12 protein-coding genes and 1 pseudogene are annotated in these 15,301 nt (G+C 65.7%); 6 read left to right on the forward strand and 7 right to left on the reverse strand.

Going from position 1 to position 15,301, the window contains the following annotated elements; translation table 11 throughout:
- Positions 1–164: 164 nt before the first annotated feature.
- Both Hhyl6_RS00840 and Hhyl6_RS00845 read left to right on the forward strand, forming a co-directional pair.
- Positions 165–1,268, forward strand: coding sequence for a Gfo/Idh/MocA family protein (locus Hhyl6_RS00840; RefSeq protein ID WP_483737324.1), 1,104 nt, complete (start codon positions 165–167; stop codon positions 1,266–1,268).
- Between the two features lie 98 nt (positions 1,269–1,366).
- Positions 1,367–4,663: a PKD domain-containing protein gene (locus Hhyl6_RS00845; RefSeq protein WP_483737325.1), complete on the forward strand. Its 3,297-nt coding sequence runs from the start codon at positions 1,367–1,369 to the stop codon at positions 4,661–4,663.
- A gap of 860 nt (positions 4,664–5,523) precedes the next feature.
- Here the strand turns inward: Hhyl6_RS00845 and Hhyl6_RS00850 are convergent.
- Both Hhyl6_RS00850 and Hhyl6_RS00855 read right to left on the reverse strand, forming a co-directional pair.
- Positions 5,524–5,794: pseudogene (locus Hhyl6_RS00850) on the reverse strand (RNA-guided endonuclease InsQ/TnpB family protein); the annotation flags it as partial.
- 248 nt (positions 5,795–6,042) lie between these two features.
- Positions 6,043–7,047: a DUF1616 domain-containing protein gene (locus tag Hhyl6_RS00855; RefSeq protein ID WP_483737326.1), complete on the reverse strand. Its 1,005-nt coding sequence runs from the start codon at positions 7,045–7,047 to the stop codon at positions 6,043–6,045.
- Between the two features lie 265 nt (positions 7,048–7,312).
- Here Hhyl6_RS00855 and Hhyl6_RS00860 point away from each other — a divergent pair, with 265 nt between their 5' ends.
- Positions 7,313–8,314, forward strand: a complete 1,002-nt coding sequence (locus tag Hhyl6_RS00860; protein ID WP_483737327.1) for a GNAT family N-acetyltransferase — start codon at positions 7,313–7,315, stop codon at positions 8,312–8,314.
- A 13-nt stretch (positions 8,315–8,327) separates the two neighbouring features.
- Here Hhyl6_RS00860 and Hhyl6_RS00865 read toward each other — a convergent pair whose 3' ends face one another.
- The gene (locus Hhyl6_RS00865; protein WP_483737328.1) at positions 8,328–8,693 is read right to left on the reverse strand and encodes a DUF7344 domain-containing protein; all 366 of its coding nucleotides are present in this window, start codon (positions 8,691–8,693) and stop codon (positions 8,328–8,330) included.
- A gap of 555 nt (positions 8,694–9,248) precedes the next feature.
- Between Hhyl6_RS00865 and Hhyl6_RS00870 the strand changes: the two genes are divergently transcribed.
- A complete protein-coding gene (locus tag Hhyl6_RS00870) occupies positions 9,249–9,773 on the forward strand; it encodes an HTH domain-containing protein (protein WP_483737329.1) in 525 nt (174 codons plus the stop codon).
- A 7-nt stretch (positions 9,774–9,780) separates the two neighbouring features.
- On the opposite strand, the gene Hhyl6_RS00875 is transcribed toward Hhyl6_RS00870, so the two are convergent.
- Positions 9,781–10,137 carry a DUF5658 family protein gene (locus Hhyl6_RS00875; protein ID WP_483737330.1) on the reverse strand — a complete coding sequence of 119 codons (357 nt, stop codon included), beginning with the start codon at positions 10,135–10,137 and terminating at the stop codon, positions 9,781–9,783.
- A 198-nt stretch (positions 10,138–10,335) separates the two neighbouring features.
- On the opposite strand from Hhyl6_RS00875, the gene Hhyl6_RS00880 reads away from it, so the two are divergent.
- Positions 10,336–12,459 carry a pre-peptidase C-terminal domain-containing protein gene (locus Hhyl6_RS00880; RefSeq protein WP_483737331.1) on the forward strand — a complete coding sequence of 708 codons (2,124 nt, stop codon included), beginning with the start codon at positions 10,336–10,338 and terminating at the stop codon, positions 12,457–12,459.
- Between the two features lie 19 nt (positions 12,460–12,478).
- Here Hhyl6_RS00880 and Hhyl6_RS00885 read toward each other — a convergent pair whose 3' ends face one another.
- The 3 genes from Hhyl6_RS00885 to Hhyl6_RS00895 all read right to left on the reverse strand — a co-directional run bounded on the left by Hhyl6_RS00885 (position 12,479) and on the right by Hhyl6_RS00895 (position 14,401).
- Complete coding sequence (locus Hhyl6_RS00885) at positions 12,479–12,853, reverse strand: HalOD1 output domain-containing protein (RefSeq protein ID WP_483737332.1); 375 nt, start codon at positions 12,851–12,853, stop codon at positions 12,479–12,481.
- Between the two features lie 94 nt (positions 12,854–12,947).
- The gene (locus tag Hhyl6_RS00890) at positions 12,948–13,517 is read right to left on the reverse strand and encodes a metal-dependent hydrolase (protein WP_483737333.1); all 570 of its coding nucleotides are present in this window, start codon (positions 13,515–13,517) and stop codon (positions 12,948–12,950) included.
- Positions 13,518–13,876: 359 nt separating this feature from the next.
- Positions 13,877–14,401, reverse strand: a complete 525-nt coding sequence (locus tag Hhyl6_RS00895; RefSeq protein WP_483737334.1) for a DUF7344 domain-containing protein — start codon at positions 14,399–14,401, stop codon at positions 13,877–13,879.
- Positions 14,402–14,693: 292 nt separating this feature from the next.
- Here Hhyl6_RS00895 and Hhyl6_RS00900 point away from each other — a divergent pair, with 292 nt between their 5' ends.
- Complete coding sequence (locus Hhyl6_RS00900) at positions 14,694–15,284, forward strand: DUF7344 domain-containing protein (protein WP_483737335.1); 591 nt, start codon at positions 14,694–14,696, stop codon at positions 15,282–15,284.
- The last annotated feature ends 17 nt before the right edge of the window (positions 15,285–15,301 follow it).

Here is a 15,301-nt window from a genome sequence, read left to right on the forward strand (position 1 = left end):
GCATTGTTATGGTCGGCTTGTCAGTCCGGCCGGTGGATGCACCATCCCGACAGGCGAGTACCGCCATCGACGCCCGACAGCAGTCCGATGGGCAGGTCGTAGGAGCCACGTACCGGGGCACACAGCGCCTATAACAATACCTACGGGGGTGAGGTGATGTGACGATGAGACTGAACAGTGCAGTCGTCGGCGGCGGTACGGTGTCCGACGTCCACCTCTCCGGCCTCCAGAAGTGCCCCCTGACGGACCTCGTGGCTATCTGCGACCTCGACGAGTCGCGCGCCCGGGCGAAGGCCACCGAGTACGACATCGGTGCCTACGCCGACTTCGAAGGATTGCTGGCCCGCGAGGACCTCGACTGGATTCACCTCTGTACGCCGGTCCAGACCCACCTCGACCTCGCGCGGATGGCCATCGAGGACGGCATCGCCGTGCAGATAGAGAAACCCGTCACGACGTCCGCGGTGGAGGCGGAAGAACTCGAAGCGCTCGTCGCGGAACACGACGCGACGGTGTCGGTCGTCCACAACCACAACTACGCCCCGGCAATCCGGAAGGCCGCGCGACTCATCGACGCCGGCGCTATCGGCGACCTGCGCTCCGTCGACATCCTGTACACCGGCGAGACCTATCCGGACGACGTGCGCCGCGGCGCGTGGGCGTTCGACCTCCCGGGCGGTGAGTTCGAGGAGGGGCTTCCACACCCCATCTACATGGTCCTGAAACTCGGCGGGTACCCCGCCAGCGAGGAGGGGATTCAGGCCCAGACTGCGCTCACCCGCGAGTACGAACAGGGGTTCGATTACGACAGCGTGCAGTTCCAGTACACGAGCGAGAGCGGCGTCCTCTGTAGCGGGACGCTACTTGCGAGCGACGTCCCGCACAAGGCGATCCGCGTCCACGGCGAACGCGGGAGCCTCGACGTGGACATCATCTCACAGACCGTCACGATGCTCGACCGGGACTACGAGGCCTCCCCGAAGGCGCGGGCGCTCATGAACGTTGACCACGCCCTGGCCCGTGCCCGCGGCACGGTAGAGAACGTCGTCGCCGTCGCCCGCCGCGCCCTCGTCGACGACTGGGAGGCGGAACGGGACCTCGACTCGCACTACTACCAGTTCGACGTTGAGGCCAGAGCCATCCTCGACTGCGACCCGATGCCGGTTCCGGTCGAGGAGGGGACGTGGACCCTCCGAATCATGGAGGAGATACGGACGGCGGCCGCGAGACCGGCAGACAGCGAGCAGATTCACCTGAACACGGACTGACCGTAAGACCCAGTTACCCGGAGACGGCGCTCCATAACAAAGCCGTACTCTTCTGAAACCCGGCCATACTCAGTCGGGCACCAGCCCGTCAGACCACCATGGAACGGGAGACACTCGCAATCGGGAGTATCGCGTGGGTACTGCTCATCGTCAGTGCCAGTATCGTCCCCTTAGGGCCGGTAGGGACGGCCGCGGGGAACGTACAGAACGTGGAGAACCGACCGCAGGCGTACAGCGCGGTGCAGGGGGAGATGTGCGTCCCGCTGACAATCGTCGGCGACGCCTCCGAGAACGTCTCGACGTACTACGACTATCACGGCGGCATCGGGACCGACTACAGCTCGCACGGCACCGACGACCGGCAGGTGTCGCAGGTAAGCCAGTTCTACATCTACCGCGGGTCCGAGGGCGATAGCCTGCTGTTCCTGCACGACAAGCGCAACGACGGCGTCGGCAACGGGTCGGTCAGCATGACGATTACGAACATTCCCGAGGAAGCGGGGTGGGCCGTCGAGGACGACACCTACGAGGGGCGAGACGACAACTTCGACCATCAGGCGACGAGTAGCGAGATAGACTGGATGTGGCAAGCCAGCAGAAACGACGGCGGAGCGCTCCGCGGCATGGGTCACGCCAACGACAGCGGCGTCGTCATCGACCCGGCGTTCGGCGCCGAGAGCTACGCCGCACAGGAGCGGGGCTGGCCGTACGACCCCGTCGACTGGAGAGCCAGAGGCCCCGAGGAGCGACTGGCTCCGCTCTCGAAGGCCGACACGGTGACCATCCAACAGGGTGGCTGTGCCGGGAGCGCTCCGAACGCGGCGCTCTCCGCGTCGCCGGAGAACGCCAGCGTCGGTGAGACGGTCACCTTCGACGCCTCTAACTCGACGGACGACGGTGACATCTACGGCTACTTCTGGGACACGAACGGTGACGGCTCCGTGGACGTGGAGACGGACGGGCCGACGCTGAACCGGACGTACGACACGGCGGGCGAGAAATCCGTCACCGTCTACGTCGACGATATGGCCCGACGCCGTGGTGAAGCCACGGCCACCGTGACAGTGACCGACAACCAGTCCGTCGAGGCCGTCGTCGAGGGGCCGACGAACGCCACCGTCGGCGAGGCGGTGCAGTTCGACGGCACGAACTCGACGGTGGGCGATTCGGGGACCTACCAGTGGACGTTCGGCGACGGCGAGTCCGCGGCGGGACCGACGACCACGCACACGTACGCCGAGTCGGGCACGTACGACGTCGCGCTCACCGTGACCGACAGCGGGGGGACCAGCGACACCGCCAACGCGACCATCTCCGTGTCGCCCAACGAGAGTCGCGACCCGACGGCGGTCATCGAGGGACCCGCGACCGCCGCGGAGGACGAACTGGTCACCTTCGACGCCTCGAACTCGACGGTGCCGCGCGGGAACGCGTCCTACGAGTGGGACCTGAACGGGGACGGCACCGCCGAGACCGAGACGACGCAACCGACCGTCGAGACGGCATACGATAGCGTGGGCGACCGAACCGTGAGCGTGACCATCGTGGACGCCGAGAACCGGACCGACACGGCGAGCACGGCTATCTCCGTGGGCGCGAACCAGAGCAACGACCCGGTCGCGCGACTCGACGCGCCACCGTCCGCTCGCGCGGGGACACAGGTCACGCTCGACGCCTCGAACTCGACGGTGCCGCGCGGGAACGCGTCCTACGAGTGGGACCTGAACGGTGACGGCACCGCCGAGAACGTGACCAACCAGTCGTCGCTGACCACGACGTTCGACAGCGTGGGTGACCGGACCGTCGCCGTGACCGTCGTGGACGCCGAGAACCGAACCGACACCGCGACTGCGACGGTGTCGGTCACCGTCGAGAGGGACCTGTCGGCGACGCTCACCGCGGACCGACAGCAGATTCGACCCGGGGAGAGCGTGACGTTCACCGCCGACGCCGCACCGACCGACCGAGTCACCGGCGAGCGCCTCGACTTCGGGGACGGTACGAACACGACCGACGTGGGGGCGTCGGCGACCCACACCTACGAGGAAGCGGGGACCTACACCGCCACCTTCGAGGTGACCGGCCGCTACGGGCAGACCGCGACGGCCAGCGTCACCGTGACCGTCGAGCAGTCGTCTGGGGGCGGTGGGAGCGGCAGCAGCGGTGGGGACGACGGAAGCGAGAGCGGGGGCGGGAGCGTGGCTCCAGCGCCGGAGCCTGAACCCGAACCGACGGAAGAGGAACCCCGCGCGACGGTGACGAGCGACGGGAACTCCGTCACCGTCGAGAGCAACGTCGAGTCGGACCTCGTGGGCGTCGCGGTGGACGGGACGCTCGGCGACGGACGCGCGACGGTCCAGCGCATCGCGCTCTCGGACGTCGAGTCGGGGAGCGCAGTGACCGTGACCGACGAGTGGAACGGGAGCGACGGACCGCCGACGGGGAGCGACGAGACGCTGTTGGCGCTCTCTCCGAGCGTCGCGTCCGGACCAGCGCCCGACTCGGTCACGTACCAGCTAGCCTTCGACCGGGAGGCGGTCCGGAGTTCGGGCGGGACCGTGGACTCGCTCGTGGTCGCGACGTGGAACGGGTCGGGCTGGGAGTCTGCCGAGACGACGGTAGTCCAGAACGGCTCTCGCGGTCCGGCCGTGGTGCTGAACGCGACGGCCGGACCGCGAGAGCCGTTGGTCGTGGGCCTCCCGACCGCGAGAGTGAGCGGGACCGGCCTCTCGGTCGGCGGGTCGCCGGTCGCGAACCAACCGCTCGACGTCACGGTGACGCTGACGAACGCCGGCCACCGCGACGGGACTGAGACGGTGACCGCGGTGGTCGGCGGCCGCGTCGCCGCCTCGGAGCGCGTGACGATTCGGGCCGGCGAGACGGAGCGAGTCACCCTGACTGTCGTGCCCGCGTCTGCGGGGACTCAGCGACTCTCCGTCGCCGGCCAGCAGACGACGCTCGACGTGGCACCGTCCGAGGCGACCATCGGAGCGCCGACGGTCACCGTCGTCAACGAGACGGTCGGGACCGGTGAGTCGGTGCAGGTGCGGGCGACGTTCACCAACACCGGGACCGTCTCCGGCACCGCGAGTGCCTCGTTCTCCGCGTTCGGGGACGTCGTCGAGCGAAAGACCGTGACCGTCCCGCCGGGCGAGTCCGCGACGGTCACGTTCGAACAGCGCATCGACCACCCCGGCCGCTACACGCTCGGCGTGAACGGAGAGAACACCACCGTCGACGTCGACGGCGAGGCCCGAACGGTCCGGACGGAGTCGTTCGTCGGCGACGAGTCGGGAGAGGACGGCTCGATGTCACCGCTGCTGCTCGGGCTACTGGGAGTGGGGAGCGTCGGATTGGTTGCCGGCGGCCTCGTCGTCCTCAGCCGACAACTGTGAATCGCCTCGGGGTCAAGCCCCGGGGCATTCTCCTCTACCGCTTGTAAACTCCATCGGAGGGCGTCGTACAGCGATTCGAATACTCGTTCCTTCAACTCGCTCGGTACAGGCCAATGGCTGATCATTCGTCTCCATCTATTCACAAGCGACTGTCACCCACCCTGTTGATGGTATTTGCTCAGCTTGCTGTCGTTCAGTACGTAATGTGTAGGTTCGGGTGATATAGTACCACGACCGGAGCCGTTCACTACCGAGGTCAGTCTCTGCTTCACTTCCCTGTTTCATTGAGTAATCAACGGACAGCCAGACGGCAACTACGAAGCCCGCACTCGTTTCTTTCTGAACCGTACTTTCCCAGCCATCAAACCCATTGAATTTCGTATCTGGACGGGACGCGATTTCTGCCTTGACATATTGCTTCTCGAAAGTTAGTGCAAATGAACTCACCCGGTCTCTCGAAAGTTCAGTCGGAAGAGTAGGGTACTCACCTTCGGGAAGTTCCGAAACGGTACACGACTCGGTGGGTGACGGAAGGGAGTCCGTCTCCGTGGGTTCGTCGGTTACAGTGGAATTCTGCTCAGAAGATGAACAGCCGGCAAGAGACAGTAATAGAGCCAGCAGAGTACGAATAAACTGGCGCCGAGAGTAGTCGAACATACCGGCAATTGATAGATGTGTGTTAAGTTCTTTGTGTCGGATTCGTTCTGTTCGCACGCCCACTGAGCAGGTAGTTCACCCCAACAGGCCTGAAACCAACCACCTCGCGAACTGTTCGATGGAACCCTAAACCCTCCCCTACTTCGCTCACCTCGTACGGGTCCGCTCGTCGAAAGGAGGACGTCGACGTTGACTCCCAGCAATCAGTCAGCAAGGGGCTGGTGACTCTCGCAGTTCACCGTCCCACCGTGTACACGCACGTCTACGGGCGCGTCTCTGCGGACGAGGAACGGAGTCTGGTCGTCGCTTCCGAGCGTACCGCCCGCCGATGTTCTTCACTGCGGCGTCGTCCGTGTTCACTCCGTATCCGCACCTCTGGCAACAGCAGTGCTCACCGTGGCGATTGTCCCCGTGCGTGAATCCACAGTCCCCACGAGGAGAGCGGTGGGGCGTGTGGTTCGGTCCGACGTGTTCACTGTCCTGCCTGTGGGTCCGAGGCGGACAGGGACCGAGTGCGTCATCGAACGGCCTCTCTCGTGGTCTACGAGATTCGGAGCGGGACACTCGAAAAGGAACGGCTGTGCGCGGACTGAGTTCCCTGTGGATACGTCCGTATCTGCGAAGCGCGTCGTGGAAGCAAGAGGCCGCTCCTCTCACGGAGCGAACGGCGTCAGGTGTGAGCGACTAGGAGAGGGTGTGCGAGTAGGATAGGGTAGTGTGGTTTACCGGGGCGAGACGTCGATGCGGAGGTACAGCACCTTGTCGGCCGTGCCCTCGTCCACCGTCTCCGGAACCGGGCCGCGGACGACGTAGTAGACGAGGCGGAGGTCCTGCCCCGCCATCGTCGGCGTGACCGTGTGGTCGTACGTCCACGTCTCGTCGACGCCGACGCGTCGGGACTCCCGGAGGAGTTGGTCGCTCGCCAGCACAGTCCCGCCGTCCACCCGCTGAATCTTGGCGACGACAGTGTAGTCGGACGCGTTGTCGTGGTGGTTGGTCACCTCCACGACCAGGGGGATGGGGTCGCCGACCGTCCCGTTCGTGGGATAGCCGCCAGCAATCGGCTCACCGCCGGGCGATTCCGTCAACAGGGAGGTGCTGGTGTACGACATCGACTGGGATGGACCGGCCAGCGCGACGGTGAGCGACCCGAAGGCGGCGACGACGGCGATGCAGAGCCCGAGGGTCAGCGCCGTCGTTACGGCGTCGCCGCCGAAGAACCGCTCGGTCCCCGTCTGCTGGGCGACAGCCAACGGGTCGAACCGCTCGTGGGCGGGGAGCGAGAGCCGACGAATCGACCCGACGACGACGCCGAAGACGACGACGGCCCACACGGCCGCGAGGACCGACTCGGTCGTCAGTCGGACGCCGAACGCCCCGAGAGTGACGGCGACCAACGGAATCAACGTCACGCTCACGCCGAACGCCAGCGCAAGCCGTTCCCGTGCCAACACGCCGTCGTGGGCTGCCGTGAGCGAGAGGCCGATAGCCCCCTCCCCGGCGTCTCGGTTCTTCGGGCGCCCCGGAAACAGGGCGGAGACGAGAGCGTACCCCGGCGCGAAGAACACGAGCGCCGACCCGACCAGAAAGTGGAACACCGTGCCGCCGACGCTGATAGTCACCGCCGCGGTGGCGAAGACGACGTACGCCAGCAGAACGACGAGGTCTATCGGAAGCACCTCGAGCGTCGACTCCGCGAGGCGTCGTGCGGTTTCGGTGACACTCACGCCTCGGTCCTCCCCCGGTCCGTCCTCGACTCACAACTACCCCGCACGCTAGCCACAGACATTGTTCGGTTACGGGCTATCCGGCTACGTCGCTTTGTTATGGCGTCCGTACCGCCGCGACGACGTCGTTCCCCGCGCTCTGGCGGTCCCGGTCTACGTGCGGGTAGGCTGACTATAACTTACCCCCCGGGGCCGGCACTACGAATCGAGCGATGTTGGCGTCTACGGGGCTCCGAACACGGGGTACACGGCGAGGGACGGATGCATGAGTCTGGAGATAACCGAACTCTCGGCGAGCGAAGCCGACGAGTGGAACGACGCGCTCGAACGGACGGACGAACGAACCCCGTTCCACCGCTTCGAAGCGCTCGAAGTGTTCGCCGACCACGGGGGAGCGACGCTCCACCCGCTGATAGGGTACAAAGGGCAGGAACCGGTCGGTCTGTTCCCGCTGTACACCCTCCAGAAGGGGCCGATAACGACCGCGTTCTCGCCGCCGCCGGACCTCAAAGTGAGCTACCTCGGTCCGGTCGTCCTGAAGAACCCGGCCATGAAGTCGAACTCCGTCGAACGGCGGCGACGACGGTTCGTGGAGCGTTGCATCGACTGGCTGGATCGGACGCACAACCCGCGGTACGTCCACGTCCGCACGTCCATCACGACGCCCGACACCCGCCCGTTCGACTGGGAGATGTTCGAGGAGACGCCGCGGTTCACCTACGTGGTGGACCTCCGGGCCGGTCCCGACGAACTGTTCGACCGGTTCAGCCGTGACGCCCGGTCGAACGTCCGCGAGGCCGAGGAGGCCTGCGAGGTCACCGAGTCCGGACAGGCGGCGGCCCGGAGTATCATCACGCAGGTCCACAACCGACACGCGGAGCAGGACATCCGGTTCCCGGTGACCGTCGGCCTCGTCGACGACCTCTACGAGGCACTCCCGGCGGGCTACCTCCGCCCGTACGTCTGCACGGTGGACGGCGTCTTCGCCGGCGGGAGCCTCGTCCTCGACGACGGCCGGCGAGCCTACGGCTGGCAGGGGACGGTCAAGCCCGAGACGGAGTACGACATCAACGACCTCCTGCACTGGCACATCATCCGCGACGCCGCCCACCGCGGCGTGGAGGCGTACGACCTCGTGGGCGCGAACAATCCCCGCCTCTCGCGGTACAAATCGAAGTTCGCGCCGACGCTGACGAGGTACCACTCGCTGGAGCGGAGTGCCACCGGGTTCGGCACGATGGCGCGGCTCTACCGTCGTCTCAAGTGAGCCGAGAAGTGCGTCACTCCTCGGCCATCGACTCCAGCCACGTCTCGATGCGGCCGTCCCCGAGGTAGGTGACCTCGTTGGTCCGGGGGTCGTACTCCACCACGTCGAAGTCGTCGAGTTTCGGCAGGTGCACGTGGTGGAGGGAGACCCCGACCCGATGGGTCGAGACGTTACCGAGGTCAGTCCCCTGTTCGGTCTGTGCGACGACGGCGGCGAGTTCCGTCAGCGAGTGGTCGGGGTCCTCGGCGTCGACGAGAATCCGAAGGAGGGTGCGCCGCCGGTTCGACGCGAGCAGTTCGATGCAGTCCGCGTCGGGCAGGAGCCCCGTCTCGCTCTCCTCGTCGGCCAAGGGTGAGGGACCGTCGGCGTCACTCGGCATGGCTGTGCGACGAGTGGGCGGTCGGCGGGCGAGCGACGACGGCGCGCATCACTCGTCGTCCCCGGACCGCAACGTCCGGTACGCGAGGCCCACCGAGAGGATGACTATGCCAACTAGCAGGAACCGTTTGGGTGCGAACATCACATCGAGTCAACTCGTTGTCAGTACAGTAGTTATACGCTTCCTTCACCCGTTCGCAGACGCGATAACCGGTGAATGACGGTCGTTCGTGGGTACGACAGTGGGCACGAACCGCACTCCCTACCGGTTCTAACCAAGTAATAACAATACAGACGCCCACCGACTCCCGAACCGGGGAGAGCGAACACCTGCACGTACTGGCCACACCGGTCCATCCCTTGCCAACTCACCCACCCCACCCCCACTCAGGCCACACGAGACGGCGGGCGTCGTCGTCCCGACTGTGCTGTCCGCTCTCCCCAGATGCGTCTTATCGGCCCATAATTGGACGGAGAGATTCTGTAAGGCGGTCTTATGTGTCGAAAAGGTCCTTGCCTTTTAATACCTCACTCCGGCCATCGGTAGGTGATATACATGAGTTCAAGAGAGCACGACGCCGCCCTCGAAGAGTTACTGCAATCCACAGGGAGTCCTCTCAGAGCCGAGGTGTTCGTCCACTCGCTGGCCCCGGTCGGCGGGAAACGACAACAGGACGAACTCGTCGAACGGGTCGAACGGCTGGTCGACGACGGGGTGCTCGACGACGTCGACCTCCTCGTCTGGGGGGACAGCATCTGCACCGGGAGCGCGCTCGCACACGTGGGTAGCGGGAAGCGAATCGTCTCGACCATCGGCGAGTTCTACGCGCTGGCGGCCAAGCAAGACGTCTCTATCTCACCGTTCTTCCGCATCTCGAAGGTCTCCTCCAGCCTCGCCGACGAGACGTTCCGGCGCATCGTCCCGCCCTGCCGCTGTCTCGCCTTCTACGACGAGACGGGCCTGGTCGCTGTCTTCCCGTGCCTCCACGACGGCGTGGCCTACACGATAGACGATGCCCTCTCGTTTCTCGAAGCCGCGCCCGAGTCGGCACGCCTCTCCCGAGTTCTCGCGGACGAGTAGACCCGACTCAGACGCAGGCGGGGGCGTACTTCACGAGTAAGACGCTGTTGTGCCCGACAGCGAACAGTTGCGGGAGCGAGAACGCGCCGAGGGCGACTCGCTTGTACTTCGGACTCACCCACCGATAGACGACGAAGAGGGCACCGAGGGCCAGCAATTTCAGCGTCAGCAGTCCGAGACCACCGGCCGCGTCGAGGGCCGCGCGCGCGACGGGATTCGCCTCGCTGAAACACAGCGAGACGCCCACGAGCGTCAGCAACACGTCGGCCGCCGAGGCGACGACGACGACGCCCCAGAGTAGGTAGTCGTATCCCAGCGTCGTCTCGCTCCCGAGGTCCACCTCGGCGGTGATGTCGGACGTCACCTGTGAGACCACCGGTCCACGCACTATCGTAACGGACCGGATAACCACCCGCTCTCGGCGGGTATGGAACCGCTTACCGGGATAAATCCGGTCCTATGGGCGAAGTCGGGGACGGCACGGGCTGAAGTCCCCGCTCGAACCCGCAGGGACCCGTACAGAGCGGGTAACTATACCTACGTATCGTCTCCTCTCGCCGTGATGTCCGAACAGACTCAGCGTAACTCGGACCGTCGACGCCGACGGGGAGTGCGTCTGGCCGCCGTCGCGGTGGCCATCCTCGTCGCCGTCGGGGGTCCGATAGCCGGGGTGGGCGTGGTCGCTTCGGCCCCGGCGACCGACGATACCCGCGAGATTGCGTACGGCGAGACGGTGTCGGGCGCAGTCGATAGCGTCGACCCGATACGGTCGAATCCGACAGAGAACGGTCACATCGGCGACTGGTACTACGAACCCGTCTCCTTCGAGGGGAACGCGGGCGACGTGGTCGACATCCGCGTCTTCGCCGCCACCGACACCTCGTTGGTCCTCGTCGGCCCCGACGGCGAACGGCTAGCACACAACGAGGACGGCGGGACCGGGAACAACTCACAGATACTGTATCGCCTCCCCTCCGACGGCACCTACACCATCCAGGTGACGAGCCACTTCCCGGAGGACAGCTTCCAGTACCTCCTCTCGCTGGACCGGCGAGCGGCGAGCGAGACGCCCGAGATATCCGTCGGAGAGACGGTGGTCGGCACCGTCGACGAGACGAACCCCGAGAGCCGTGAGTACAACGGCCGCTACGAGGAAGTGAAGTTGGTCGGAGAGGTTGGTCAGGAGGTCGAACTCCGCCTCACGACGTCCTCGGACTCCGCGCTGTACCTCATCCCGCCGAACAACCGGCTGGTCGCGGAGGAGGTCGCTCCGTACGGAGGACAAGACGTCTCTATCCGGTACACGCTCGGACAGGACTTGCCGCACACTGTCATCGTCGCCACCGGCGACGCGGACGGTGAGTTCTCCTACGAGTTGACCGCGACGGAGGTGACGAACGAGACCGAGACGAACGACACGAGCCAGAACGAGACAGACGATGGCGAGACGGGCGGAGATGGCCACCACGCCGGGACCGGGCACGGACAGACCGGCCCGGCGTCGTCCGCGCTCCGCGTCACCGACGGCGGCCTCAACCGGACGACGGTGGCGCTCGGCACGCCAGTCGAGTACACGGCCACGGTCAGCAACTACGGGGACCTGACCGGGACGTTCGACCGCCCCGTCGTGGTCGACGGCGAGGAGGCGGCGCGTCTCAGCGGTGCGGTCGAACCCTACCGAATGCGAACGCTCACGGCCACTATGATGCCCAACCGGACCGGCCAGTTCAGCGTGGCATTGGGCGACGGGACCACCGAGACGCTGACCGTCGTGCCGCCAGTCGCGCCCGAGGGCAACACCGTCGCCATCAACGACGACACCCAGTTCGGGGTCGAACCGAACACCACGACCGGTGACCGGGTGTCGTTCACCTTCGACATGCCGCGGTCGGCCGCGACGCTCCGGTCGGTGACCGTCGACGCGGGCGGGTCCGGGACCATGTGGCTCGAAGCGGTTCGGACCCGGAACCTCACGGGCGGCGGCCCACCCGCCGACGGCCTGTCCCTCGACCACGGCTACGCGCTCTCGCCCTCGATGGAGACCAACGGGACGATGGCGGACGCTCCCATCCAGAACGGGACCGTAACGGTGGCCGTCGACCGGGCCGCTCTGGGTGACATGGCCGAGGCGAACGTCGTCCTCTACCGCTACGACGAGGCCGCGGGGACGTGGACCCCGCTACGGACCACGCGAGTCGGGTCGAGCGAGGACGCCGTGACCTACCGGGCGGAGACGACGCAGTTCTCGACCATCGCGGTCGGGACGGTCGACCCGGTCAGCGTCGACGGCGCTCTCGCGGCGAGCAGTATCACCGAGTCGGAGACCGTGACCGTGACGGCGACCCTGCGCAACGACGGGTCCGCCGCTGTCGAGCGGACGGTGCCGATTACGGTCGACGGCCAGACGGTGACGGAACGCTCGCTGACCCTGCCGGCACACGGCGAACGGACTGTCTCGGCGGCTATCTCACCGTCGGTCGGTACCCACGACGTCGGCGTGGCGGGAACGTCGGTCGGCACGCTCTCCGTGGAAGCGGCGACCACGGCGGAGAACGAAGACGCGAGTTCCGGGGCGTCCACCGACACCGCCGAGACGACCGGCGGTGGCGGCGCAGGGTTCGGCGTCGTCGTGGCGCTGCTCGCGGTCTCGACGGCGCTACTCCTCGGTTACAGGCGTCGGACGTAGGCAGCGGTCCGATTTTCGACTACCGGTCGGCGTCTCGCCGTGGGGACTCCGGCGGCGTTACCTCGATTCTACCGCCACCGGTGACGGCGACATCGAACCCGTCGAGCGTGAACTGGACGACCAGCGAGGGTTCGCCGGACGCGACCACGGCGTCGAGTGCGTCGGTGTCGATGGAGTGGTAGAGCGGGTCCAACTCCGCCGTCGACCGGTAGCGGATGTCGGCCACGACCTCCATCACCGCGATGCTCGCCGACTGTTCGCTCGTCGAAAACGCCGCGGTGTAGGTGTCTGTCTCCGGGTCGTACGGCGGTCGGTCGCCGACGCGCCGACCCGACTTCTGTCCCCCTTCTTCCCCCGTCAGACCCCTCGAACGGCAGAATTGGTCCCGTGCCATCTATTCAGTCAGATTATAGATATCCAGTTATTAAAGTCTTTGTCAGACGTTTTCCAAATTCGGGAGGCCCTACGTCGTTACGGCACAGGGACTCTCACCGGTCGGACGCCGGACGTCGGAGCAGTTCCACCCCCGGAAGTCCGTCGGCGTGCCAGAGCAGGAGCGTCACACCGAGAAGCGTCGCCTCGACGAACAGGAACCGAACGCCGGCCGACGTCCCGACGGCGTCGACGAACGCGGTGAACAGTTCGCCGACGCGGGCGAAGACGTTCGTCGGCGGGTCCGGTTCGACCGGGACGATGGGCCACAGTAGGAACCCGACCCGCAGTTCGTCGCCCAACACCAGCGGGTAGAACACGTCACCGGGGATATGTGCGAGGTACGCCGTCGAGAACGCGACTCCGAGCGAGGAGCGGCGATAGCGGTCCGCGACGACGAGGATTAGTACCGACAGCGGGACCGCGAACAGCAACGAGTGCGCCAGCGACGTTCCGGAGGGTAAGAGTGTCGTCCCCCACCCGAGGGGCTTGTCCACGAGGTCCGGAAACTGCGAGCCGACGGCCACGGCGAGCACTTCGAGCCCCCGTGGTCGGGGCCGGCCCGTGGCCCGCCGGAGTAGCGAGTAGACGAGGTATCCGACGGCGAGATGCTCCCACGGCCACATCGGCTACACACCCCTCCGTGTGACTGCGTTGGTCTGTCTCACGCACGCCGCTGGGTCCGACCCACGTATTGTTATGCTGTCTGTATCTGCGACCGGAGTGAGCGCCGTCTCGCGGTCTCGGATGGCCGTATCGGTCGTCTCAGTGGAGAAACTGACAACGAGTTATAGGTATCATTACCGGAGCTATGACCTCAATTACTAACCCCGGACACACGGTGTCACCCTGTGTGATGCCCACACACATCACGGACCAAGAGTTGGAACGGATGGCCGAATTTGCGAATACACCGACGTACCTGCGGAAACCAGAGCAGTTGCTCCCCGAGGACGAGGAGTAGTCCTCGGTGGTTCGCCGGCAGTCACTCGGTGAACTCCGACGGTGGCGGGCGCTGTCGCCATCTGTAGACGGCGTGGATGCCAGTAAGGACGACGAACGCACCGACCACGAGCACCGCGACTACCCCCTGTCCGATTCCGAGGCCGGCCGCCGAGGCGAGGATGAGTAGCGTACTCAACGCCGCGAGTCCGAGATAGTAGAGGTACCACGTCGGTTCCTCCTGCTGGTCCCCGAGGTAGGGGTCAATCTCGGAGGCCTTGCGCGCTATCGATACCTCTCCCGACTCGTCGTCGTAGTTGACGAGGCCGGCGTCGGCGAGTTTGGGAAGATGCGTCTGGTACAACGACACGTACACGCGCTTGCGTTGCTGTGTCGAGAGCTCTTCGACCGTCGTGTCGTTCTCCCACGCCGCGACGTGTTCCGCGAGGTCGGTCAACTGAATCGGGTTGGGTTCCGTCCTGAGGAAATAGAGCACGTAGCGCCGGCGAGGGCTACTGAGGATGTCGAAGACCCGGTCGCGTGAGAGTTGTGTGTTGTTTTGTTCCATCGCATCCGTCGCTGCGGTTGGTGGGTGAGCGGTTCATTTCGTTGTCGTCAGAGACGACACGGGCGTACCGATAGCCGGGTACCAATTTGTTACAGCGTCGTTACCCCGGAGACAGGGTTGATTACTGCCTACGGCGGTCGTTTGAACGCCGCCCGGACGCGCCGACACCCCTCGATAGACCGAAAGGAACTGGTAAGTATACGGGAAAGAGCTATATACGTCGACTGTCAGGTAACGTACGTAACACCGCCGAGCAACTGCGTTCAACCACACCTGCACCACCGTCCCAACCGTGAGCAAACAGCCAGATGACCCACCAGAACGAGAGTCTAACGCCGATACCACACCGGGCGAAGAAGAACTATCGGTAGTCCTTCACGACGGCGGACGGCCAGCGGAGTCGCCGGACGACGGCGCGGTGTTCGACGTGTTGAAGAACGACCGCCGCCGTGCCGCTCTCCGAATCCTCTCGTCAACAGACGGGTCGACGTCTGTCAGTTCGCTGGCCGAACAGGTCGCGGCCATCGAGAACGACACGACGCCGGAGGAACTCACCGAGCAACAGCGCAAACGGGTGTACGTCTCGCTCCACCAGAGCCACCTGCCGAAGATGAACACCCTCGGCGTCGTGGAGTTCGACCGGGAGGGGGCGACAGTCGCGCTCGGCCCGGCGAGCGACGTCGTCCTACGATATCTCGACAGTGAGCGGGCCGGCGGCGGGCAGTGGTACCGGTACTACGCGGTCATCGTCGTCCTCGGGGCCGGGGTGCTGGCTGTGAGTTCACTGTTCGGCCCGGTGGTACCGCCGGCGGCCGTCACCGTGGGGGTACTCCTGGCCGTCGCGGCGGTCGCGGGACTCGACTGGGCGTCCGACCACCGATAGCCGGACGGCGGGCGACA

Source organism: Haloarcula sp. H-hyl6 (assembly GCF_056934455.1).

Bases quoted from the DNA above. Each gene is read 5' to 3' on its own strand.
- Hhyl6_RS00840 (WP_483737324.1), top strand. From the start codon at position 165: ATGAGACTGAACAGTGCAGTCGTCGGCGGCGGTACGGTGTCCGACGTC.
- Hhyl6_RS00845 (WP_483737325.1), top strand. From the start codon at position 1,367: ATGGAACGGGAGACACTCGCAATCGGGAGTATCGCGTGGGTACTGCTC.
- Hhyl6_RS00860 (WP_483737327.1), top strand. From the start codon at position 7,313: ATGAGTCTGGAGATAACCGAACTCTCGGCGAGCGAAGCCGACGAGTGG.
- Hhyl6_RS00865 (WP_483737328.1), bottom strand. From the start codon at position 8,693: ATGCCGAGTGACGCCGACGGTCCCTCACCCTTGGCCGACGAGGAGAGC.
- Hhyl6_RS00870 (WP_483737329.1), top strand. From the start codon at position 9,249: ATGAGTTCAAGAGAGCACGACGCCGCCCTCGAAGAGTTACTGCAATCC.
- Hhyl6_RS00880 (WP_483737331.1), top strand. From the start codon at position 10,336: ATGTCCGAACAGACTCAGCGTAACTCGGACCGTCGACGCCGACGGGGA.
- Hhyl6_RS00885 (WP_483737332.1), bottom strand. From the start codon at position 12,853: ATGGCACGGGACCAATTCTGCCGTTCGAGGGGTCTGACGGGGGAAGAA.
- Hhyl6_RS00890 (WP_483737333.1), bottom strand. From the start codon at position 13,517: ATGTGGCCGTGGGAGCATCTCGCCGTCGGATACCTCGTCTACTCGCTA.
- Hhyl6_RS00895 (WP_483737334.1), bottom strand. From the start codon at position 14,401: ATGGAACAAAACAACACACAACTCTCACGCGACCGGGTCTTCGACATC.